Consider the following 22,196-nt stretch of genomic DNA (forward strand, 5'->3'; position numbering starts at 1 on the left):
CGCCGAGAGGCCGTTCCTCCGGACCCGTTGCCGGTTCAGGGCGGCGGTTCGGCCGGTGCTCTCGCTACGACGTGCGCAGCCGGGCGAGCAGTCGCCCGGCGTCGGCATCGAAGCCGGGGAATCCGGCGGCCAGCGTGCGGTTCATCAGCTCGATGGCTCGGGTGTGATCTCCTGTCTCCGCGAGATGCTCGCCCAGCCGGTACGCGGACTCGGCGACGTACTCGGGGTTGTCGCTCAGTTCCAGGACCCGCTCGTAGTGGCGGGCCGCCTCGGCCTTGTCCCCCAGCAAGTAGTGCAGCTCGGCCAGGTGGGCCAGCGCGGTGGGGATGTGGTTGGCGTCACCCGAGTCGATCACTCTGGTGAACCACGGCCTGGCCGTCTTGAGGTCACGCTGAGCCTTGGCGTCGAGTCCCATCGCCAGCGCGGCGATCACGGCGATCTCCTTCTGCTCCTCGTCCCGCGGCTTGGCGAACATCTTCAGCAGCTTCCGCAGGATCCGCCGGGAGGAGTCGCGCTCCCCGAGGAGCCCCTGGACCTGGGCCAGGTGCAGCAGGGCCCACCGGGCGTCGAACGGGTACTCCTCGTTCCAGTACTCACGCCAGGCGTCGACGGCGGCCTGGTACGCGTCCCGGGCTCCGGCCCAGTCACGCCGGCGACGGAGTGTGTCGCCGAGCCGTTGCGCGGTACGGGCCCGGCCGCGTGGCGGGTCGCCGGCCGCCTCCGCGCCCCGATGGGCGTCCCGGGCCGCCTCGACCGCGCCCTCGGTGTCACCCAGCTTGGTGAGGACGGTGGACAGGTTGTACGCCGCATTGGTCGCGTGCGAGCCCTCCGCCAGCCGCCGTGCGTTCAGGTACGCCACGGCGGCGTCCTCGAACCCGCCGTCCGCGGAGTGGATGTGGCCGAGTCCCAGCCACGCGCGGCCCGCCGCGCGCGGATCGTCGCCGTCGGTGGCCATCGTGTAGGCGGTCGTCGCGTCATCGTTCCGTTCCGCTTCGCGGAGGGCGTCGGCGATCTCCACGATCAACCGGTCGTCACGGCCGTGGCGCAGGGCGTGCCGCGCTCCCGGCTCGTCGCCCCGGACGGTCAGCAGCACGGCCTGGCAGGTGCCGGCCCACCGCGCGTACGGCAGCAGGCCCGTGTCGGCCACGTCCGCCCACGCCCGCAGGGCACCGTTCCAGCCACCCGCGCGCCGACGTTCCCGCACCGTCAGCCACAGCGCATACGCCGCGGACTCAGAGGAGCCGTCCAGCTCCCGCAGCAGGTCGGCCAGCGGATGGTCGGACGGATCATCCGAGTCCTCCACGATCCGTGCGCCGAGCCGGGTGGCCAGCCGGCAGGCGTGGGCGTGACGCTCGTCGTTCCAGGCGCGCAGCCACTCCAGAGCACCCCGCACCGCGTACGGATTCGCGTCGAGCACACCGAGGCCGACAGTGGCGAGGCCGGGATCGGCGATCTCGCGCAGCGGCTGGGCAAGCGCGAACGCCTCACGGATCTCTTCGAGCCCGGCCTCCCGCTCGGCCAGCGGTTCACCGAGCCGTACGGCGATCCAGGGCAGCAGCCCGTACGGACTCTCGCGGGTTCGGAGAGCGGTGTCGCAGGCTCGCCGAAGCACCGCCTCAGCCGCCTCGGCCTCACCGGAGTCGATCAGCATCCCGCCAAGCAGATATCCGGCATAAGACGAGGCGAGCGGGCCGGCGGAATCCTGCGCCTCAACGAGGAACTCCCGCGCCTGCCGCACGTCGGCGTCGGCGGCCTCGGCGCGGGCATCGGCATCGATGTCGGCCTCTGCGTTGGTGTCGGCGTCGGCGGGTCGGTGCTCGGCCCGCGCTTCGGCGTCGGCGAGCGGGCTGGCGGAGTCCTGCGCCCCGCCAAGTAGCTCCCACGCGCGCCGCGCATCGCCATCACCGTCGGCGACGGCATCCGCGTGGGCTTCGGCGTCGGTCTTTGCGTCGGCGTCGGCGGGTCGATGCTCGACGCGGGCTTCGGCGTCGGCGAGCAGCCGCCCGAGCAGTGCCTTCGCGAGAGCGGCCGCAGGACCGGTCTGGGCCTCGTAGATCGCGCGTGCGGTGGCGGTCTCTCCGGTGATCTCGGCGGCCATTGCGCGCATGATCGGGTCGGCCTCACCGGCGGTGGCGCCATCGAGCCGACTCAGCGCCACCGCGGCCCACGGTCCGGCCGACGGGTCCTCGCCCGCCGCCACCCGGCGCAGCCGCCCTACGGACTCGCCGCCGACCAGGGAATCCCGCTCCTCGCCCAGCGCGACGTCGGGGAAGTGACGGCCGGTCCCCTGGGACCGCACGCGGGCCGTGACCGTGCCGCCCTCCGGCCGCGCCTCCGCTCCCTCGCCCGGCGCGACCTCGGGGAAGTGACGGCTGATCACGTGGGGCCGCGCGCCGGCCGCGACCATGCCACCCTCCGGCCACGCCTTCGCCGCCTCGTCCGACACCCCGACCGGGAAGATCCGTAGCTCGCTCGGCGCGTCGGCGCCCGGCCCATGGTGCAGGCCGATGGCGAGCAGCCGGCCGTCCGGTGACCAGTCGATGTTCGCGGTGAACCGGCCGAGCCCGGCTCGGAGAACGAGTTCGCCGCCGTCGGCGACCCGCCGGATGGTGGGCTCGACCACGAACGGCTCCGTCTCCTCGGCGATCGCCAGGTACGCGCCGTCCGGGCTCACCGCGAAGTCCAGGACCATCTCGGCCGAGGTGCCGACGACACCCAGGAAGCGGCCGGTGTCCGGATCGAGCACCGAGAACCTCGCGTGCTCCTCCTCGATGTCGAGGGCGAACATCCGGGACTCGTCCGCGCTGAAGCGGACCCCGTCGGCGGTGGGCGGCTCGTCCCGCGCGTCGGCCTCCGCGTCGAGGCCGAGCAGCACCGTACGGTCCGGGGTGAACGGCGCGCTGACGAACTCGACTCCGGGCCCCATGCCGTACTCGATCCGGTAACGCCCGGTACGTGAGCGGCGGAATCCGAACTCGATGGGCACGTCGGCCTCGGTACCGGTGTCGACGTCCCAGGCCGGCTGCGGCTCGTATTCGAGGGCGGGTGGCCGCGCCGTGATCACGTGGCGGCCGGGCACCCACATCAACCTCGGGCCGATGAGGTCGTGCGGCGTGTCGAAGCGCGCTCGCTCCGTCCAGTCACCGGTGTCGTACACCCGCACGTCGCCTCGCTGACCGGCGACCGCGAGATAGCGCCCGTCGTCGGAGAAGGCCAGGTCGCATAGGGACCGTCCCTCTTCCGTACGGTCGGCGAAGGGCACGACGACGGCGACCGGCTCGGAGAACCGGGGGACGTACGGACCGTCATCGGACCGTACTCGTATGGCGGGGCTCGGATACCAGACGGTGGCCCGGCCATGGCCCGGCTCCACGCCCGCGAGGTGGCGCGGATCGGTCACCCGCACCACGTAGTCGGCCTGGACGAGCCGGTGTTCGTCGAGCCAGCCCCCATGCCTCTCGTAGTAGAAGTCGCTCAGGTGCTCCCAGTCCTCGGCGGTCGGCACCGCGTTGCGCTCGGCCACCCGGTCGACCTGCGGCACGTACTCCCCGGCGTGTGCGGCCATCCAGCCCTCGTCGAGCAGTTGGTCGAGCTCGATCTCCGCGAGCGGCCGGTCGCCCGACTCCTCACGCCCCGGGTACGCAGCCCAGTCCCACAGCACCCGCAGGAAGAACGCCGGATCGTCCGGAAGATCCAGGGCACGGCGCTGCGCGACCTCGTAGTAGACGACGAACACGCGTATCCGTACGCTCATCCGGTCGGCGGCGACCGCCATCACCCGCGCACCGTACAGATCGGTGGACATCTCGTTTCCCCTTCGCAAGGCCGGTGCCGTCAAGGCGTTCGAGCATTTCAGGACCCACCGACAAGGCACAGCGAAAATGATCAACTTCCGATCACCTCGCCGGAACGGCACACTCCCGCCCCGCGTGACCGTCGTCGCCGGACAGTGCCCCGATCAGGAATAACCGAGAACGGTTTTCGTTATCGATAGCGGTACGGACGGACCGTGCCGATGAGAGGGGAACCCACAGTGGCGAGGAACACGCTCCGGCCGGTGCTGAAGCTCCGGTCCACCGCCGGCACCGGCTATACCTACGTGACCCGGAAGAACCGTCGCAACGACCCTGACCGGCTCACGCTCAGCAAGTACGACCCGATCGTCCGGCGGCACGTCGCCTTCCGCGAAGAGCGCTGACCCGCGAACCGGGCCTACCGGGAGACGAATCCGGCCCCCGGAGACCGCCCGGCCCCGGGACGCACGCGACCCACGAGACCGGCCGGACCTGCGAAAAGAACCCGACTCGCAGGCCGGCCGGATCCGAAGGCCGCGGAGACCGGGCAAACCTGGAGACGATCGAGGCCTCACCCGTATCGTGGGCACATGTCCGATAAGGCGGGCGATGTCCCTCCCAAAAGCCCGGCCGACGGCCAGGCCGCGCCGCAGCACCGCGAAGCGGCCCGTCACCGGGCGATGGCCGGGCTGCGGCGGCGGTTGCGGTTCTCCGATCCCGGGTTCGTCGCGTTGCGGACCGCCCTGCGGGCGGCGATCGTGCTGCCGATCGTCTTCGCCGTCGCCTCCCGGGTGATCGGCGACCCGCAGGCGGCGCTCTTCGCCTCCTTCGGCTCGTTCGCGATGCTGGTCTTCGCCGACTTCTCCGGCTCGCCGGCACGCCGGTTCGTCGCCTACTCCAGCCTCGCGGCCACCGGCGCCGTCCTGATCTTCGTGGGCACGCTGTGCTCCCGTAATCCCACGCTGGCCGCGGCCGCGATGGCGGTGGTCGGCTTCATCGTCCTGTTCGCCGGGGTCGTCAACGGTTACGCCGCCGCGGGCGCGACCGCGGCGATCCTCGCCTTCGTGCTTCCGGTGACGATCCCGGCGCCGCTGTCGGCCGTACCCTCACGGCTCGAGGGTTGGGCGCTCGCCGCCGGGGCGGGCATCGCCGCCCAGCTGCTCCTGTGGCCGGCCCGCAGCCGCGCGATTCTCCGTACCAAGGCGGCCCTCGCCTGCCGGGCGCTCGCCGACCTCGCGGACGCCCAGGTCGCCGGGGACGCCGAGGCCGTCGTCGACCGGACGCGCACCGCCCACGAGGCGGTCGACGAGCTGCATCGCCGGTTCGTCGGCACGCCGCACCGGCCCACCGGCCCACCGGCCTCACCGGTCCCACCGCCGCACTCACCTCGCTCATCGACGAACTCGACTTCCTCCTGTCCTTCCTCGGGTCACCCGCCGGATCACCGCCGATCTCGCTGTGCCGCGCGGAGAACGCCGAGGCCATGCGGGCGTCGGCGGCCGCGCTCCGGGCTTCCGCGGACCGCCTTGACGGTCAGGGTTCCGGGCGACCGGACCTCGGCCCGCTCGAGGAGGCCCGCGCCGCCATGACCCGCGCGCTCGCGCAGCGACTCCCCGAACTGCCCGCCATTCCGGACCATGACGCGATGGTGGCCTTGCTGGAACCGACGTTCCGCACCCGCACCGTGTCGTACGCCGCGGAGCACTCCGCCCGCTACGCCCTCATGGCCGTCGGCGAGACCGTGCCCGAGGGCCCGGGCGCCGGCTCGCTGCGCGGTGTCGTCGATCGGCAGGCGCACTCGGTGATCCGGGCGACCGAGCTCGCCATCGAGGACGCGCACGCCCGGTCGGTGTGGTTCCGCAACAGCGTCCGGGGCGCCGTGGGCCTGGCCATCGCCGTCTACATCGCCCAGCGCACCGGCCTGCAGCACTCCTTCTGGGTGGTGCTCGGCACCCTCTCGGTCCTGCGGTCCAACGCGCTGGGCACCGGCTGGTCCGTCCTGAGCGCGCTGGCCGGGACCGCCATCGGCATCCTCGTCGGCGCGCCCCTCATCCTCGTGATCGGCACGCACGAGACCGTCCTGTGGAGCGTGCTGCCGATCGTCATTCTCATCGCGGCGTACGCTCCGCGCGCGATCTCCTTCGCCGCCGGTCAGGCCGCCTTCAACGTCGTGCTGTTCATCCTGTTCAATCTGATCCAGCCGAGCGGGTGGCAGGTCGGCCTCGTCCGCATCGAGGACGTCGCCATCGGCTTCGCGATCAGCCTGGGCGTCGGCCTGCTGTTCTGGCCGCGCGGCGCGGCCACTCTGCTCCGGGAGAACCTCGCCGCCGCCTACGCACGCAGCGCGGACTACGTCCTGGCCGCGACGCGCCGGCTCGTCGGCCACGGCGACCCGGCATGGTCGCAACAGGCCGAGCAGGACGCGGACGCCGCCGTGCACCGTCTCGACGACGCCTACCGGCAGTTCCTCTCCGAACGTTCCGCGCAGCCCATGGCCGCCGGCAGCGTGGCCGCGCTGGTGACGGGGGCGGCGCGCGTACGGCGCGTGGCGAGCTCCCTCGCCAGGCTGGGCCGGTTCACCGACGGCCACGAAGAGCTGGAGCGCTGCGCCGAGAACCTCGACGCGGAGGTCCACGCCCTGCGCACCTGGTACATCGCGCTCGGCGACTGCATCCTGCACGAGACGGCCGTACCGCCCCCGCACGTACGCGACGCCGACGGCCGCCGGCGGCTGCTCGAGGGCGTACACGCCGTGGTCGCGAGCGGCGACGAAAGCGCGCTGCCGGCCGCCCTGGCGCTGCTGTGGGCCGACCAGTACGTCAACACGCTGTGGCGGCTCGAGGGTCACCTCGGCCGGCACGCGACCGAGTCGAGCCCGGCCGCGGTGCCCGCCGAAGCCAGCCCCGTACCGGCGTAGCACCCCCGGCCGGTGCGCGACGACCACCGACCCGCGCCCACCCCGATCCGACGCTCCAGAGGGGGCGGCCGGATCAGGCCACACGCGACGACCAGGCTTTTGATCCGGACGAGGCCTACTGGTGACGCACGAATGCCGTGGAGTCCGTACACTCGGAGCCGGTCGAGCGAGCGCCCATAGCTCAGCTGGATAGAGCATCGGACTTCTAATCCGACGGTCGGGGGTTCGAATCCCTCTGGGCGCGCCACCCCCACCAGGACGATCAAGCGCCTGAGCAGGGCATACACCTCTCTTCCGCAGACGCCATCGGGCACCCTGCGCCAAGACTACTTCGCACACGCCCGGATCACGTGATCGGCGTGCTCCGGTGGCGTCGCGGTTCCCGGTACGGCGGTGAGCTGCTGATACGGCCTCATGCGGAACGACAGCTGGTCGAGGCGATGGCCGTCTTCCACCTGTTCCGCGAGCATGACCCAGACGACGTGCTCCGCCACGTGCGCTCGCTGATCGCGCCCGGCGGCTCGGCCGTGATCGTCGATGTCGTGGCCGTCTATTCGCGCTCGGTCCTGCGGCACCGCTGGTGGGGTGTTGAAGACGCCATCCGTACGTTCGGCCGGCGCCGATCCGCGTCCGCGATCTGGACGGTGTTGCGGCTCCGCCAGCATCCGGTGTGGCTGCAGCACGTTCGCACCGACCGAACGCTCACCCGGGACGCGTTCCACGAAACACTATTCCGCCGTCTTCCCCGGCGCCCGATTCAACGATCGGCTGGACCCGTTCACCTGCGCCATGCGCTGGCGTGACCCGGCATCCGCCAGAAGCCGGGACACGCGCTGGTGATTCCAGGCCGGGGTTCCAGGCCGGGGTTCCAGGCCGGGGTTCCAGGCCGGGGTTCCAGGCCGGGGTTCCAGGCCGGTCCTCGACAGCCCCGGCCGGTGACCCGGCAGCGATCATTCGCCGCGTCCCAGGGGTCTTCTTCGCCCAAGCTTGGATCTCGGCCGCCGATACGCCGGTAACGCTTCACGGCCGTCGGTCCAAGAGCGGGTGAATGATCCGAAAGGAGACGCTGCATGGCCGTACCCGAGACCGGCCTCTCCCGCATCAGACACGATCCCGATGCGTTCGAGGGGTTCTACCGGCGCCACGTCGAGGCGGTGACCAGGTTCGTGGCTCGGCGGGTCGACGACCCGCACACCGCCGCGGACGTGACCGCCGACGTCTTCCTGGCCGTGATCGACTCCGCGCATACCTACCGGCCGGGCAGCGGGCCTGAGATCGCCTGGCTCTTCGGTATCGCGCGGAACGTACTGGCCTCCGAACGCCGCCGGGCGGGCCGCGAACTCCGAGCCAACCGGCGGATCGTGGGGCGGCGGCTGCTGGATTCCGACGACATCGACCGGCTGGTGGAGCGCATCGACGCCGAAGGCGCCGGGCGGCGCACCTACGCGGCGCTTGCCGACCTGCCCGAGGGCGTACGGGCGGTGCTGGAACTGATCGCGGTCGACGGGCTGACGGTCACTGAGACGGCTGCCGCGCTCGGCATCCGCCCGGTCACCGCCAGGGTCCGGTTGCACCGCGCCCGCGGAGTCCTGAGGGACGTCGCAGCCCTCCAGTCCCCCGCGATCGCGTACGCGAAGGAGTGATCAGCATGCAGACCTTCGAAGATCGGCTCCTCGCGGAGCTCAAGCACGTCGTGGCGGCCAACCGGCCGGCCGCCGAACCCCGGCGACGCGTGCGGCGATGGACCGGACCCCGGCTCGCCCTGGCCGCCGGCGCCATCGCGGCCGCGGTGGGAACGGCGGTCGCGGTCCCCGCTCTCACCGCGCACGAGCGGGCCCAGGCGAACACCGTCGTGCGGGTCCCGGACGGCTCCATCGTGGTCCGGCTGGTGGAGTTCACGCATCCCGAGCGGGTCGAGCAGAAGCTACGCGCGCTCGGCGTTCCGGCAAAGGTGGACTTCCTGCCGTTCGGCACGCAGTGCAAGGGGCGTGAGTACGACAGTGACTTCTGGATGTCGGAGCACCCGGACAACGGGGTGTTCGGGGGCGATCCGGGCTCCGATCCGCATGCCGACGCCGACATGAGGAACGCGGTCGGCACGCGCATCTATCCGAACAAACTGAAGCCCGGAGAGATGGTGGTCCTCGACGTGTGGTTCGAGAACACGAAGGACCCCGCGTCCTCGAGCACCGTCAACCCGATGGTGAAGAAGATCGGGACGGTGCCCCCTTGTGTCCGGGTGCCGGGCGGCCCCCACTCCGGCCCCAACGGCGTCGGCGGCTGACGGGCAAGCCGAAGATCACTGACGGTCGGCGTGCCCGACGATGCGCACCGTGAGTGATCTTCGGCACCGCCGGCCACCGCGCTCGGGAAACAGATCGTCGGCACTCCGTGGCCGTTCCCTGCGATTACCGATACCGACATAACGGGTAATCGCGTGATACGGGGTGGATTCACACAGATGTCCTGTGCTGGCACGCGCCGATGACCGCAGACGGTGACACCGCGAAGCAACCGCGAAAACGGAGGTGCACGATGTCTCATCCGAAGCGGCTCCTGGCCGCCGTGTCGTTCGGCACCCTCGCCGGGATCGGCGTGCCCACCGCAGCTCAGGCGCTCGCCACCCGGACTGGGACACACGGCACGGTCGGCGTCGGCTCGTACGCCATGGGCACGGTACCGACCATCCGGAGCCAGCCGACACCGCAGCCATCACAGGATCAACGTCCCCCCGCGCTCCACCCGACCACGATCCTGCGACCGCCAGGCACCCGGCGCCCGTTGGTCCCCCGGCCGGGGTGGAGCCTGCCGAAGAAGACGTTCATCCGCCCACCGGGGCCGATCCGCCAACCGGGGCCGATCCGCAGACCCAACCGACCTGTCGTCCCGTACCGGGGAGAGTAAATGGAGCATGTCACCCTGGCGCGGTACGCCGATCCTCCGGCCGCGCGAGTTCGCGGCAAAGGTGGACGGGATGCGCCGTCATCGCCGCGGTCGGCAGCGGTGACCGCCGAAGGACATACCGGCCCGGACGTTGGGCGCCTCCTAGGGCCTGTCTCGAAGTCCCCGTCCGTAGCGAGCGGTGTCCAGGTGGTGCCTCGCAAGGCGGAGGAGGGAGTCAGCCCGGTGTTGGCTGGCGACTCCTCCCGGGGTCCCCGCGGAAACGCGGCGGCCGGCGAAGCCGTTCCCGCGCGTTTTCGTGGGGTGGGGCGACAACGCGGCGAGGCGCCGCCTGGACACCGCGCAGTAGGACAGCGGACTTCGAGACAGGCCCTAGTGCGGAGGACGGCACGAATGCGCAGCCGACTCTCCGAACCCTGAGCGACGGCCACGGCCTCACTGATCTCGCTCCTCCGAACCTCGCCGTCGGGCGCCTCCGCGCAGACGAGGATGGCCGGGAACTCCGCGCGGCCGATGCAGCGGACACGCATGCAGGGCTCGGTCGAGCCGACTCAACTGGTATCGCGTAGGTCGCCGTGGGCGGACGACCGCCGTACGGGCGCGCCCCTACGGCTCTCCGTCACATGGCGCTCCGTCATCACGTAGGTCGCCGTGGGCGGACGACTGCCGTATGGGCGTGCCCGTACGGCTCTCCGTCACATGGCGCTCGGTCAGATGGCCGCGAAGGCGACCCCTGCGGTGACGGCGATCATGACGGCGAGGACGACCAGGACCGTGAGCGTGGCGAGCGGCTTCTTCCGCCGCGGCAGGTGCACGGCCTCATGCTTCTGCGGCGGCGCCGGGGCGAACGACGACAGAGCCGGGCCTCGGCTCGGCGCGGTGCGCGGCGGCGTGGCCGCCGGACCTGCGGGAGCCGACCGCAAAGCGACCGGGTGCGCCGGCGCGACCGGTGCGGCGGAAGGCGGAGCGGTGTGCGGTGGCCGTACGGGCGGCGGCGTCGTCGGTGGAGAGGCGGGCGGTGATGCGGGCGGCGAGGTGGGAGGAGCCGTCGGAGGAGATGTGGGCGGGGCTGTCGGCGGCGGCTCCGGGTGGGCGGGAGGCTCACATTCGCCGACGGCAAGGTGGACGTCGAGGGTGTGGAGCAGGTCGAGGTCGACGCAGATCGATAGGCCCAGGGAGAGGATCGGTGCCGGGGCCTCGTCTTCCGCAGTAGAAAGGCGCCGACGGCCGACCTCGCCGCGGGCGGCGAGATGCCGATGGCTCGGCCTGCCGGAGTCGACACGGCCCCCGAAACGCCCACCCGTCAGCCCGCCGGAGTCGCCAGGCCCCTCGGAACGCCGATCGCTCGGCCCCCCCGAGTCATCACGCCCCCCGGAACGCCGATCGCTCGGCTCGTCGGCATCGTCGTCCGGGGCGCGGTCGCCGAGACCCGCGCCGCCCGCTCGAGCCGGGCCCGTACGACGGCCCTGGCCCGGATGACCTGGGTGGACGTGGCCCGCGGGGTCCTGCTGAGCGGCTGGCATGTTCGACGAGGCCGGTGGCCGTACGAGACCGACGGCGGGCGGGTCTTCGAAGGGCAGCGCCGCGGAGATGGGCCACGCCGGATCGGGTGCTTCGGCCACCGGGCGCAAAACCCCGGACGGCCACGCGCCATCCGGCGTGTGAGGCACCCGGGATCTCCCAGGCCAGATGACCTTGTCGGAGGATCCACCCGATTCGGTCGACGTACGCGCCCAGGCCGACGAGCCCGACCTGGCCGACCCAGCCGAGTGCGACCCGGCCGAGCGCGATCCCGCCGACGACGCCGACCTCGTGGATGAACCGGACCTGGCCGAGCGCGGCCCGGTCGACGACGCCGACGCCGTGGATGAACCCGGCCTGGTCCTCCCGGTCGCCCCGGCGGATCTACTCGATCCCGCCGGCAGGCTCTGCCCCGCAGATTCGCCAGACCTGGCCGACGGCGCCGACTCGGCCGACCCGTCAGATGAGGCCGGGTCGGCCGACGATGAGGAAGGCCCGGCCGACCGGGCCGAGGAATCGGATCGGGCGGAGGCCGACGGGACGGAGCGGCGGGTTGCGGAAGTGGATCGGGTGCGGGATCGGGCGGACCTGGCGCCGTCGTCGGCCAGCGCGGGGGCGGACGTCAGCCCGATGAGAGCACCCGTCGCGAGGAGGCTGATGCTGCGCGTGCGCATGGGTCACCGGCTCTCGGGGATGCGAGGGAACTCCTGCTGGGCCGTCGTGAAGGCGTCCGGCTTGACGCGCAGTGCGCCGCTGAACACGTGGGAGATGTCGAACGAGAGGTAGATGCCGACGGTGAGCATGGCCGTCATCGCCGCCGCCGGGATGAGGGCCATGCCCCGGGGCCGGGCGCCGGCCAGGAACGGGAACGCGCACACGAGGATCGCGGTGATGATCGTGAGGATCATGAGGCCCTGAGGCGGCTGGGTCTTGGCGTCCACCGCCCGCTGACCGCGCGCGGAGGACATGTCCCGGATCCGGTCGAGGACGGTGCTCCGGGCGGTCTCCGCCGCGGTGCCCGAGACCTGGAGGCTGGTGACCTGGGCCCGCAGGGTGTCCAGGCGCGCCCACCCCTCCTGGCTGAGCCGGCCCTTGGCCATGAGCTTCCACTCGTCGTCGACGATGAAGCGGACGTAGTCGCGCAGGGACGCCTGGACCTGGGTGCCGGCCGGTGCGGGGAGGGCGGCGGCCGCCCAGTAGGCGTCCATGATCGCCTGGCTCTCCGTCTGGGTGTTCTGCCGGGCGGAGTCGGCCGCGGTCCACGGGAGGACGATGGCGATCGCGAAGGCGAGCAGGAACAGGGAGGACAGCATCGAGCCCGCGTGCCCCGCGGTCGTGCTGCTGTGGCCCCGGTCGTCGGTGCCGTGACGTGACTTGCGGAAGAGGAACGCGGCTGCGAACACGGCACCGACGGCCGCGACTACAGCGAGGGTGAACACGAGCATGACCGTCTCCATGTCTTGCCGTTGATGAGACGCGCATACGCGAACCTGTTGCGTACCGTCACATGACTATCACAGTACGTATCCATTTTGTAGCGGCTGCGCGAACTCGCTTCCGAGGGCACGTCGCAGCGGATCCGCCGGCCGTACGGGGACATCCGAGCGGTCGGGCGCCGCGCGGGCGGGAACGGCGAAAGGGCGCCGGTCGGTGGGCCGGCGCCCTTCAGAGAGGTCTCGTCACGCTCCGGAGAGTCTGGCGGCCGCGAAGGTCGCGGCGGCGCCCGCGTCGTTGCCGTAGCTGAGGTGGGCGGAGGCGTCCGTGCCGGCGCCGCACACGGGGTCGCCGTTCGCGCAGAAGTCGTCGGTGCGCGAGGCGTACGTGCCGGTGACGCTCTTGCCGATCGCGCGGATCGGGTTGCCGAACAGGAGGACGGCGGCGACCCGGGGCTCTATCGACGCCGGGATCGTCGCGACGATGGCGCCGCCGACGACGGCGCCGTCACTGCTGATGCCGATCGAGTTGTCGACGACATTGGCGCCCTGCGAATAACCGACGAGGATGAAGCGCTGATTCGGGCAGGCGGCGGCCTGTTTCGTCACGTGGTCGACGAGGTCGGCATTTCCCTTCTGCGCCGAATTCGGGTTCGAGTAGACGTCGAGGTTGGCCGGATAGTTGACCGGATAGCTGCTGGTGGTCTTGTTGGTCACCTTCTGCTGGATGGCGGAGTAGACCGGGTCGCCCACGATGAGGCCGAGGGTGCCGGGTTCGAAGGTTCCGCGGGCGACGACCACGTCGACGTCGGCGCAGGTGGCCGCGTGTGCGGTGGTCGCGGTGGCGGTCGCGGCGGCGCCGCCCGCCGCGAGGGCGACGACCGCGGCGGCGGCGTGCGCGGCGGTGCGACGGGTCATCCGAGAGCGGGGGGAGAACACGGAAATGCCACCTCCTCGCACTGACGCGAGGCGTCAGTGGGGGTAGCGCGCGATGAGCGGGAAACGCGCGCTACCCCTTTCCAGTAGGACATCGGCCTCATCGCTGTGGAGCGGGCCGATCGAGGAGGACGTTAACGGTTGGGAAACCTAAAAGTAATACTCATTTCTGACAATTGAGTTGATGCTCTTGTCAACAAAATGAAGGCACCCGCCCGCGTACGAAATCTCAGGTCTCGCGGGCGCGGGCGAGTGCCAGCCAAGCGTGCAGCGCCATCTCCAGCGCGAGTTGCTGCTCGGTGTCGTAGAGCCGTTCTCCGAACAGCTCCTCGAGCTGCCGCAGCCGATATCGCACCGTCTGCGGGTGGATGTGCAGGCGCTCGGCGGCCTCGTTGGCGTTGAACCCGCGTTGCAGGCAGGCGAGGAGCGTCTCCGCCAGGCGTTCGCGCTGTCCGGGCCGCAGGGTCTCCAGGGGGGCGAGCCTGGTGGCGGCGACGTTCTGGATGAAGCCCTCGTCGCGGAAGACGACGAGCGTCGACTCATGGTCGCTGCATCGGATCAGGTTCTCTCGGGGGATGATCCCGCGGCGGGCCAGGGCGAGGGCCTCCCGGGCCCACCGCAGCGAGTTCGCCGCGCCCCGCAGGGGGACGGTCGGCCCGACGGCGGTGATCCAGTCGACGTCGATGGCCTCGAGGATGCGGGAGCGGCCCGGACCGTCCGGATCCGGGAGGAGCAGGTACGGCTGCGGGCAGTCGGTGTCGACCAGCACGTCCGGCGGGAGCGTCAGGGGCGTGAACTGGTCCGGTTTCCGTTCGAGGAGAGCGACGCCGGCGACCGTACGGGGCAGGGCCCACCCGGCCATCCGGGCGACCTCGGCGACCTCTTCCGAGGACGCCGGCGGGTCGGACAGCAGCAGGCCCAGCAGTCTTCGCCTGCGGCGTTCGATCTCGCCGGCGGCCCGTCCGATCGCCTTGAGGTACCCCTCCGAGGCGGCCGCGGCGATCTCGTCGAGGAAGACGAAGATGGACTCGGCGAGCGGACCGAGGGCCTCCGGCGAGTCGCACTGCTCGGCGATGCGCCGCCAGGCCAGCCGGGCACCCACCCGCAGGGATCGTTGCAGGGCGTCGAGGCCACGGCCCTGGGCGGCTTCCCAGGCGCCGATCGCCCGGTACACCGTGGCGATGCTCTCCCACGGGGCGCGCGGGTTCTCCAGCAGGTCGACGAACTGGCGGAGCGCGCCATCGACCGCGAGCCGCTGCTGCTGCCCGAAGACCTCGTCCTCCGGGCGGTCGAACTCGGGGACGTGGCTGCCGATCTCCGCGATGACCTCGTCGACCAGCGGCCCGATGAGCGGACGCAGCCAGACGGCGGTACCCCGCGGGACGGCCAGCCACGGCCGGGACTCCGCGTCTTGTCTCCTCGCCACGGTCACACCCCTTCACCGGCCGATCGTGCAGAACGGGAGGCGTCCTTCCTTCCCGACCACGAAGAGCGCCCTCGGATCCGATGGGTCACTCGTCGCGGGCTCGTACGGCGAGCCGGTGCTCGTCCGGCCAGCGGACGTCGCGGGCCCAGCCGAGGCGTTCGAAGAGCCAGATGAGGCGGGCGCTGGAGTCCAGTTGGCCGCGCAGCACGCCGTGCCGCGCCGAGGTCGGGTCGGCGTGGTGGAGGTTGTGCCAGGACTCACCGCCGGAGAGGGGGGCGAGCCACCACACGTTGCCGGAGCGGTCGTGGGACCGGAACGGCCGCTCCCCGCCGACGTGGCAGATCGAGTTGATCGACCAGGTGACGTGGTGGAGGAGGCCGATGCGGACGAGCCCGGCCCAGAAGAACGCCGACCAGGCGGCTCCCCCGTCCCAGGCGCCGGATCCCCACAGGCCGCCCGCGACCGCGGGGCCGGCGAAGGAGAACAGCACGATCAGCGGCTGCCAGAGCGCGACCCGGTGAAGGTCGCGGTCGGCCAGCAGGTCGGGGACGTAGCGGCGCTGGTTGGTCTTCTCGTTGTTGAAGGTCCATCCGACGTGCGCCCAGATCATGCCTTTGACGAGGGCGGGGATGGAGTTGCCGAAGCGCCACGGCGAGTGCGGGTCGCCCTCCTTGTCGGCGAACTGGTGATGGCGGCGGTGGTCGGCGGCCCAGGTGATCACGTCGCCCTCGACCGCCATCGTGCCGGCGACCGCGAGCGCGATCTTCAGCGGGCGCGCGGCCTTGAACGCCTTGTGGGTGAACAGCCGGTGGTAGCCGATCGTGATCCCATGCCCGGCGATGACGTACGTCACCGCGCCGATGACCAGGTCGTGCCACGTCACGCCCCAGCCCCAGAGCACGACGACGGAGACGATCACTGCGACGAAGGGAATGCCCACGAAGATTCCGACGATCACACGGTCGCCGGCCCCCATCCGCTCTCCCCAGGGAGCGTTCGCGTCGACGGCAACGGCCTGTTCCGCCATCTGACCCTCCTCATGACGCTGCGGGTCAGCGGAACGTTACTGGCGAGTATCAATGTGATCTACGCAACAATCCAACACCTCGGCGTCCACAGTCATCACAAAAGTGACAAGCGACGACAGAGCGCCGAACACCATCGGCAAGGCGACGGTCAACACCATAAGCCGTCGACCGGAAAAATGCCGGTGGCCTTTTTAGTGCGACTTGATCGGCGATTCCCCGCTATCCCCGGCTCAAGGTTAGAGACCTTTAACCGAGCCGCCAGCGTCGATCTCATTAACGGACCTTTACCGTGGGCGCCGCATGCCATTTCACCGAGCCCTGAGCTCGGACGATCGACCAGGGGGACACATGGAATCGCATCCCGACCGCTCCGTACGATCGGCGCGGCGAAATGAGGCCGGGCACCGCCTGCGGAGGGCGATCGAGGCCGAGCCGGTCACACCGCTCATCGGAGTGTTCGACATGTTCTCGGCGTCCGTCGCCGCCCGGCATTACGACGGGTTGTTCGTCTCCGGATTCGGGTTCGCCGCCTCGCACTACGGACTGCCCGACATCGGCTTCATCGCCTGGCCCGACATGGTGGCCTTCGTGCAGCGTCTCCGGCTCGCCTTCCCCCGGCACCACCTCCTCGTCGACATCGACGACGGCTACGTCGACCACGAGGTGGCCTGCCACGTGGTCGAGCACCTCGAGGCCATCGGCGCGTCCGGCGTGATCATCGAGGACCAGAAGCGCCCGCGGCGCTGCGGCCACGTGGACGGCAAGCAGATCCTCCGGCTGAGCGAATACCTCGAGAAGCTGCGGCTGGTCCTGGAGACCCGGCGGGACCTCGTCGTCGTCGCCCGGACCGACGCCACGGACGAGCGCGAGATCGTGCTGCGCGCCGAGGCGCTGGCCGCCACGGACGCCGACGTCATCCTCGTCGACGGCGTGCGCAGCGCCGAGTGGATCCGCAAGATCCACGCGGTGACGGGCGGCAAGCCGCTGCTGTTCAACCAGATCGCCGGCGGCAAGTCGCCGCGGTTCTCGCTGTCCGATCTGGAGGACCTCGGCGTCAGCGTCGCCATCTACAGCACGCCGTGCCTGTTCGCCGCGCAGACGGCGATCGACCGGGCGCTGACGGGCCTGAAAGAAGAGGACGGGCGACTGCCCGAGGTCGCCGACGGCACGGTCGGCGTGGCCGACTGCCTGGCGCTCCTCGAGCGCAACGTCAGCCGTCACCACCCGCCGGAGCGCGGCTGACCAGGCCGCTCATGGATCGCCGGCCCTCTCCGACGATTCCGTGTCCGCTCAGACTCTTGGCGTGGCTGTGCTCATTAGTGCATGATACGAGCACGAATCGCTCAAGAACGAGCAGATGTGGAGGCGGTGTTGGCGCAACGACACGTCGTGGCCGAGATCGAGAGTCAGCCTTCCTGCTGGCGGCGGGCCGCCGACCGACTGGGCGAGGCGCGGGGGGCGCTGCCCCGCGACGGTGAGCGCGTCGCCGTGTTCGGCTGCGGCACCTCGCTGTACATGGCCAGGGCGTACGCCGCGCTGCGCGAGAGCAGGGGCCTCGGCCTCACCGACGCCTTCCCCGCCTCGGAGCTGCCCTTCGGCCGCGACTACGACCGCTACGTCGCCATCAGCCGGTCCGGCACCACGACCGAGGTGCTCGAGGCGGTCGAGCGGCTTCCGGAGGTCACCGCGATCACCGCGATCCCCGACGCGCCCTTCGCGGCCGGGACGCGCACGGTCGTCCTGGACTTCGCCGACGAGCGGTCGGTGGTGCAGACCCGGTTCGCCACGACCGCGCTGGCGCTGCTGCGCGCCTCCCTCGGCGACGCGGTGCCCGCCGACGACGCCGAGCAGGCGCTGACCGAGCCGCTGGACCCCGCGTGGCTCGACGCCGAGCAGATCACCTTCCTCGGCCGGGGCTGGACCGTCGGCCTGGCCGAAGAGGCCGCGCTCAAGGCGCGCGAGGCGGCGCAGCTGTGGACGGAGTCGTACCCGGCCATGGAGTATCGCCACGGCCCGATCAGCATCGCCCAGCCGGGCCGCCTGACCTGGATGTTCGGCGCTCCCCCGGACGGGCTCGCCGACGACGTCGCCGCGACCGGCGCGACGTTCGCGACCAGCGGCCTCGACCCGCTCGCGCATCTCATCGTCGCGCAGCGGCTGGCGGTCGCGCGCGGCGAGGCGAAGGGCCTCGACCCCGATCGCCCGCGGTCGCTGACCCGCTCGGTCGTGCTCAAGTGATCGTCGCTCTCGACGTCGGCGGCACATCGATGAAGGGCGCGGTCCTCTCTCCCGAACTCGACCGCGTCGCCTCCCTGCGCCGGCCCACGCCGCACGGCGACGCCGCGATCGACGCCGTGGTGGAGACCGTGGCGGAGCTGGTCGGGCAGGCGGGCGACGCCCAGGCGATCGGCCTGGCCGTGCCCGGCATCGTCGACGACGAGCGCGGCGTCGCGGTCTGGTCGGAGAACATCGGCTGGCGGGACGTCCCCTTCCGCGACCTGATCACCGAGCGCACCGGCCTGCCGGTCGCGGTCGGCCACGACGTACGCGCCGGCGGGACCGCCGAGGTCCGCCTCGGCGCGGCACAGGGCGCCCGCAACTCGCTCGTCGTGGCCATCGGCACCGGCATCGCGGCGGCGATGACGATCGACGGGCACCTGTGCGTCGCCAGCGGCTACGCCGGCGAGATCGGGCACATGTCCGTCGGCGTGGACGAGCCGTGCGTCTGCGGCGGCACCGGCTGCCTGGAGGCGGTCGCCTCCGCCGCCGCGGTCGGCCGCCGCTACGCCCGCCGTACGGGCCGGGAGGCGGCCGCCGACGCGGTCGCCGCGCTGGTGACCGAGGGCGACGCCGACGCGGCGGCGATCTGGGCGGAGACGGTCGGCTTCCTCGGCACCGCCCTGGCCGCCGCGACCGCGTTGATCGCCCCAGAAGTGATCGTGATCGGCGGAGGCCTGTCCCGGGCGGGCGACCTCCTGCTGGACCCGCTCGACGACGACCTCGCCGGGCGGCTCACCTTCCACCGCCGGCCGCGCCTGACCATCGCGCGGTTCGGGGACGAGGCCGGGTGTGTCGGCGCCGGACTCTGGGCACGCGACCTATTGGAGCGACGATGACGATTCTCAGCGCGGACAAGGTCGTGACCCCCGACGGCGTCCTCGAGCCCGGATGGGTGAGCGTCGAGGACGGCCGGATCGCGCGCGTCGAGCGGGGCCTGCCGGAACGGACCGACCGGCACGTCCATGTGATCGTCCCCGGTTTCGTCGACATTCACTGCCACGGAGGCGGCGGGGCGTCGTTCGACTCCGCGGACCCGGAGGAGTGTGTACGGGCGGCGGCGTTCCACCTGGAGCACGGGACGACGACGCTGGTCGCGAGCCTGGTGACGGCGACACCGGACGATCTCGAACGGCGGGCGTCCGTCCTCGCGGAGCTCGCCGACGACGGCGTCGTGGCGGGCGTCCACTACGAGGGCCCGTTCCTGTCGGTCGCCCGCAAGGGCGCGCACGACCCGACCCTGCTGCGCGCGCCGGACGCCGAGACCGTCGGCCGGCTGCTGAAGATCCCGCACGTGCGGATGATGACGCTCGCGCCCGAGCTCGACGGCGGCCTGGACGCGCTGCGCCGCGTCCGCGACGCCGGGGTGATCCCCGCCGTGGGGCACACCGACGCGACGTACGACGTGGCGCTCGAGGCCGTCCGGAGCGGCGCGCGGGTCGCCACCCACCTGTTCAACGGGATGCGCCCGCTGAACCACCGCGAGCCGGGACCGATCCTCGCGCTGCTGGAGGCGCCGGACGTCACGGTCGAGCTGGTCGGCGACGGCGTGCACCTGCACCCGTCGATCGTGGCGCACATCGCCCGGACCGCCGGCAGCGCGCGGACCGCGCTGGTGACCGACTCGATCGCGGCGGCGGGCATGTCCGACGGCGAGTACCGCCTCGGCGGGCTCGACGTGGAGGTACGCGACGGCGTGGCGCGCCTGGCCGAGGGCGGCTCGATCGCCGGGAGCACCGCGACGGCCGCCGCGATCTTCCGCCAGACGGTGCTGACGTCCGGCGTCGCGCTGGAGGACGCCGTACGGCTCGCCGCGACGACGCCCGCCGCGCTGCTCGGCCTCACCGACCGGGGCGCCGTCGCGCCCGGGCTCCGCGCGGACCTCGTGCTCCTCAACGCGGACCTTCGCGTCGAGACGGTGGTGACGGCGTGATCGTCACGGTCACGCCCAACCTCGCGCTCGACGTCACGTACGAACTGCCGGAGCTGCGGCCCGGAGAGACCCACCGCGTCGAGAACGTCCACGCCCGCGCCGGCGGCAAGGGCGTGAACGTCGCCCGGGTCCTGCACGCGCTCGGCCACGACGTCCTCGTCGTCGGCCCGGCCGGCGGGCCGACGGGCGCGGCGCTGCGCGCCGACCTGGACGCCGCCGGGCTGGCGCACGACCTCGTCCCCATTTCCGGGGAGACCCGCCGTACCGTCACCGTCGTGGCCGGCGGCGACGCCACCCTGCTCAACGAGCCCGGCCCCACGATCACACCGGAGGAGTGGGCGGCGCTGGAGGCGCGGATCCCCGACGCCGACGTCGTCGTCATCTCCGGCAGCCTGCCGCCGGGCGTGCCCGCGGACGCCGTCGCCCGGCTCGCCCGGCGCGACGCGCGGGTCATCGTCGACACGTCCGGTGAGCCGCTGCGGCACGCCGCGCCGTACGCCTGGGCCGTCAAGCCGAACGCCGTCGAGCTCGCCGAGCTCACCGGCACGGACGACCCCGTGGCGGGCGCCCGTGCACTGCTCGCCGGCGCGGACGACCCCGTGACGGGGGCCCGCACGCTGCTCACCGGCACGGACGATCCCGTCGCGGGCGCCCGTGCGCTGCGCGCCGGCGCGGACCATGCCGTCACGGGTGACCGGTCGCTCGGCGCACCCGCGGTCGTCGTCTCGCTCGGCGGCGAGGGCCTCATGGCCGTCGTCGGCGACGAAGTGCACCGCGTGGCCCCACCCCAGGTGGTGACCGGCAACCCGACCGGCGCGGGCGACGCGGTCGTCGCCGCGCTCGCCGCCGGGATCGGCTCGCCCTGGCCGGACCTGCTCAAGGACGCCGCCGCGCTGTCGGCCGCGGCCGTGCTCGCACCCGTCGCGGGAGCGTACGATCCCGCCGCCTACGAAGGATTCCGCAGATGCCTCTCGTCTCCGCAGGAGAGATCGTCGTCGCCGGACACGGCGTCGGCGCCTTCAACGTCATCCAGCTCGAACACGCCGAAGCGCTGATCGACGGGGCCGAGGCGGCAGGTCGCCCGGTCATCCTGCAGATCAGCGAGAACTGCGTGCGCTACCACGGCGCGCTCGAGCCCATCGCGCTGGCGACCCTCGCCGCCGCCCGCCAGGCGAAGGTCCCGGCCGCCGTCCACCTGGACCACGCCACCTCCCCCGAACTCGTACGGGAGGCGGTGGAGCTGGGGCTGGGCTCGGTGATGTACGACGCGTCCGCCCTGGACTACGACGCCAACGTCGCCACGACCGCCGAGATCACCGCGTACTGCCACGAGCGGGACGTGTGGGTCGAGGCCGAACTCGGCGAGGTCGGGGGGAAGGACGGCGTGCACGCCCCGGGCGCGCGGACCGAGCCGGAGGAGGCCGCCCGCTTCGTCGCCGCGACGGGCGTGGACGCGCTCGCGGTCGCGGTGGGCACCTCGCACGCGATGACGGACCGGACCGCGGCCGTCGACCTCGACCTGATCGCACGACTGTCCGCGGCCGTGCCGGTGCCGCTCGTCCTGCACGGGTCGTCCGGGGTGCCGGACGCCGACCTCACCCGCGCCGTCGAGGCCGGCATCGTCAAGGTCAACATCGCCACCCACCTGAACAAGGTTTTCACCGACGCGGTCCGGGGATACCTCGCCGACCATCCGACGGTTGTGGACACCCGAAAATATCTGGCACCGGGGCGGGACGCCGTGGCACGTGAGGTGGCGCGATTGATCGGCACGGTGCTCACCAGGGGCTGACGTGCCTTTTATCCTTCGTGGCTTAGGATCGTCAAGCCCCCGGACGCCCGGCACGCCGATCGGTGAAGCCGCGCCCCTCAGGTACCTTCGGGGGTTCACGCAGGTCACGGGGGACGAGTGAGTGACAAGGACACCGGCGTCGGAGCCGGTGAATCGCAAATGCCCGACACCTCTGCCAACGACGGCGATCCCACGACGCCCGTGGACGGCACCGACGGCGCCACGAGCGGAAGCGCGG

At 71.9% G+C, this 22,196-nt stretch carries 19 protein-coding genes and 1 tRNA gene; 15 read left to right on the forward strand and 5 right to left on the reverse strand.

Features of this window, described 5'->3' with window-relative positions:
- Window positions 1-64: 64 nt before the first annotated feature.
- Window positions 65-3,805: a hypothetical protein gene (locus ACQP2O_RS41925; RefSeq protein WP_433174768.1), complete on the reverse strand. Its 3,741-nt coding sequence runs from the start codon at window positions 3,803-3,805 to the stop codon at window positions 65-67.
- A 228-nt stretch (window positions 3,806-4,033) separates the two neighbouring features.
- Here ACQP2O_RS41925 and rpmG point away from each other — a divergent pair, with 228 nt between their 5' ends.
- The 9 genes from rpmG (at window position 4,034) to ACQP2O_RS41970 (ending at window position 11,919) form a co-directional block, all read left to right on the forward strand.
- Window positions 4,034-4,198, forward strand: coding sequence for a 50S ribosomal protein L33 (gene rpmG / locus ACQP2O_RS41930; RefSeq protein WP_252843362.1), 165 nt, complete (start codon window positions 4,034-4,036; stop codon window positions 4,196-4,198).
- A gap of 186 nt (window positions 4,199-4,384) precedes the next feature.
- Window positions 4,385-5,383: a hypothetical protein gene (locus ACQP2O_RS41935; protein WP_433174769.1), complete on the forward strand. Its 999-nt coding sequence runs from the start codon at window positions 4,385-4,387 to the stop codon at window positions 5,381-5,383.
- Window positions 5,380-6,711, forward strand: coding sequence for an FUSC family protein (locus ACQP2O_RS41940; RefSeq protein WP_433174770.1), 1,332 nt, complete (start codon window positions 5,380-5,382; stop codon window positions 6,709-6,711). Before ACQP2O_RS41935 ends, ACQP2O_RS41940 begins: the two co-directional genes overlap by 4 nt.
- Before the next feature lie 170 nt (window positions 6,712-6,881).
- Window positions 6,882-6,958 (forward strand) — tRNA-Arg (locus ACQP2O_RS41945).
- A 193-nt stretch (window positions 6,959-7,151) separates the two neighbouring features.
- Complete coding sequence (locus ACQP2O_RS41950) at window positions 7,152-7,514, forward strand: hypothetical protein (RefSeq protein WP_433174771.1); 363 nt, start codon at window positions 7,152-7,154, stop codon at window positions 7,512-7,514.
- 267 nt (window positions 7,515-7,781) lie between these two features.
- Window positions 7,782-8,354 (forward strand): RNA polymerase sigma factor, encoded by a 573-nt coding sequence (locus ACQP2O_RS41955; protein WP_433174772.1) that lies wholly within the window; start codon window positions 7,782-7,784, stop codon window positions 8,352-8,354.
- 5 nt (window positions 8,355-8,359) lie between these two features.
- Complete coding sequence (locus ACQP2O_RS41960; protein WP_433174773.1) at window positions 8,360-8,995, forward strand: hypothetical protein; 636 nt, start codon at window positions 8,360-8,362, stop codon at window positions 8,993-8,995.
- A 251-nt stretch (window positions 8,996-9,246) separates the two neighbouring features.
- On the forward strand, window positions 9,247-9,615 hold the full coding sequence (locus ACQP2O_RS41965; RefSeq protein ID WP_433174774.1) for a hypothetical protein: 369 nt from the start codon (window positions 9,247-9,249) through the stop codon (window positions 9,613-9,615).
- Between the two features lie 1,686 nt (window positions 9,616-11,301).
- Window positions 11,302-11,919, forward strand: a complete 618-nt coding sequence (locus ACQP2O_RS41970) for a hypothetical protein (protein ID WP_433174775.1) — start codon at window positions 11,302-11,304, stop codon at window positions 11,917-11,919.
- Here ACQP2O_RS41970 and ACQP2O_RS41975 read toward each other — a convergent pair.
- The 4 genes from ACQP2O_RS41975 to ACQP2O_RS41990 form a co-directional block, all read right to left on the reverse strand.
- Window positions 11,811-12,578 carry a hypothetical protein gene (locus tag ACQP2O_RS41975; protein WP_433174776.1) on the reverse strand — a complete coding sequence of 256 codons (768 nt, stop codon included), beginning with the start codon at window positions 12,576-12,578 and terminating at the stop codon, window positions 11,811-11,813. The genes ACQP2O_RS41970 and ACQP2O_RS41975 overlap by 109 nt on opposite strands.
- 234 nt (window positions 12,579-12,812) lie before the next feature.
- Entirely contained in the window at window positions 12,813-13,484 is a 672-nt protein-coding gene (locus ACQP2O_RS41980) for a cutinase family protein (protein WP_433174777.1), read from the reverse strand.
- Between the two features lie 247 nt (window positions 13,485-13,731).
- A complete protein-coding gene (locus ACQP2O_RS41985; protein ID WP_433174778.1) occupies window positions 13,732-14,928 on the reverse strand; it encodes a PucR family transcriptional regulator in 1,197 nt (398 codons plus the stop codon).
- An 85-nt stretch (window positions 14,929-15,013) separates the two neighbouring features.
- Complete coding sequence (locus ACQP2O_RS41990) at window positions 15,014-15,955, reverse strand: acyl-CoA desaturase (RefSeq protein ID WP_433174779.1); 942 nt, start codon at window positions 15,953-15,955, stop codon at window positions 15,014-15,016.
- Between the two features lie 349 nt (window positions 15,956-16,304).
- Between ACQP2O_RS41990 and ACQP2O_RS41995 the strand changes: the two genes are divergently transcribed.
- The 6 genes from ACQP2O_RS41995 to ACQP2O_RS42020 all read left to right on the forward strand — a co-directional run bounded on the left by ACQP2O_RS41995 (window position 16,305) and on the right by ACQP2O_RS42020 (window position 21,958).
- Complete coding sequence (locus tag ACQP2O_RS41995) at window positions 16,305-17,198, forward strand: isocitrate lyase/PEP mutase family protein (RefSeq protein WP_433174780.1); 894 nt, start codon at window positions 16,305-16,307, stop codon at window positions 17,196-17,198.
- Between the two features lie 129 nt (window positions 17,199-17,327).
- Window positions 17,328-18,194: an SIS domain-containing protein gene (locus ACQP2O_RS42000; RefSeq protein ID WP_433174781.1), complete on the forward strand. Its 867-nt coding sequence runs from the start codon at window positions 17,328-17,330 to the stop codon at window positions 18,192-18,194.
- Window positions 18,191-19,072: an ROK family protein gene (locus tag ACQP2O_RS42005; RefSeq protein WP_433174782.1), complete on the forward strand. Its 882-nt coding sequence runs from the start codon at window positions 18,191-18,193 to the stop codon at window positions 19,070-19,072. The genes ACQP2O_RS42000 and ACQP2O_RS42005 overlap by 4 nt, the downstream gene beginning before the upstream one ends.
- The gene (gene nagA / locus ACQP2O_RS42010; RefSeq protein WP_433174783.1) at window positions 19,069-20,166 is read left to right on the forward strand and encodes an N-acetylglucosamine-6-phosphate deacetylase; all 1,098 of its coding nucleotides are present in this window, start codon (window positions 19,069-19,071) and stop codon (window positions 20,164-20,166) included. Before ACQP2O_RS42005 ends, nagA begins: the two co-directional genes overlap by 4 nt.
- Window positions 20,163-21,221 carry a 1-phosphofructokinase family hexose kinase gene (locus tag ACQP2O_RS42015; protein WP_433174784.1) on the forward strand — a complete coding sequence of 353 codons (1,059 nt, stop codon included), beginning with the start codon at window positions 20,163-20,165 and terminating at the stop codon, window positions 21,219-21,221. Before nagA ends, ACQP2O_RS42015 begins: the two co-directional genes overlap by 4 nt.
- Window positions 21,131-21,958 carry a class II fructose-bisphosphate aldolase gene (locus ACQP2O_RS42020; RefSeq protein WP_433174785.1) on the forward strand — a complete coding sequence of 276 codons (828 nt, stop codon included), beginning with the start codon at window positions 21,131-21,133 and terminating at the stop codon, window positions 21,956-21,958. Before ACQP2O_RS42015 ends, ACQP2O_RS42020 begins: the two co-directional genes overlap by 91 nt.
- The last annotated feature ends 238 nt before the right edge of the window (window positions 21,959-22,196 follow it).

Origin of the sequence: Actinoallomurus sp. CA-150999, from assembly GCF_050942425.1 — a bacterium.
In the GTDB taxonomy this organism is placed as follows: Bacteria; Actinomycetota; Actinomycetes; order Streptosporangiales; family Streptosporangiaceae; genus Actinoallomurus.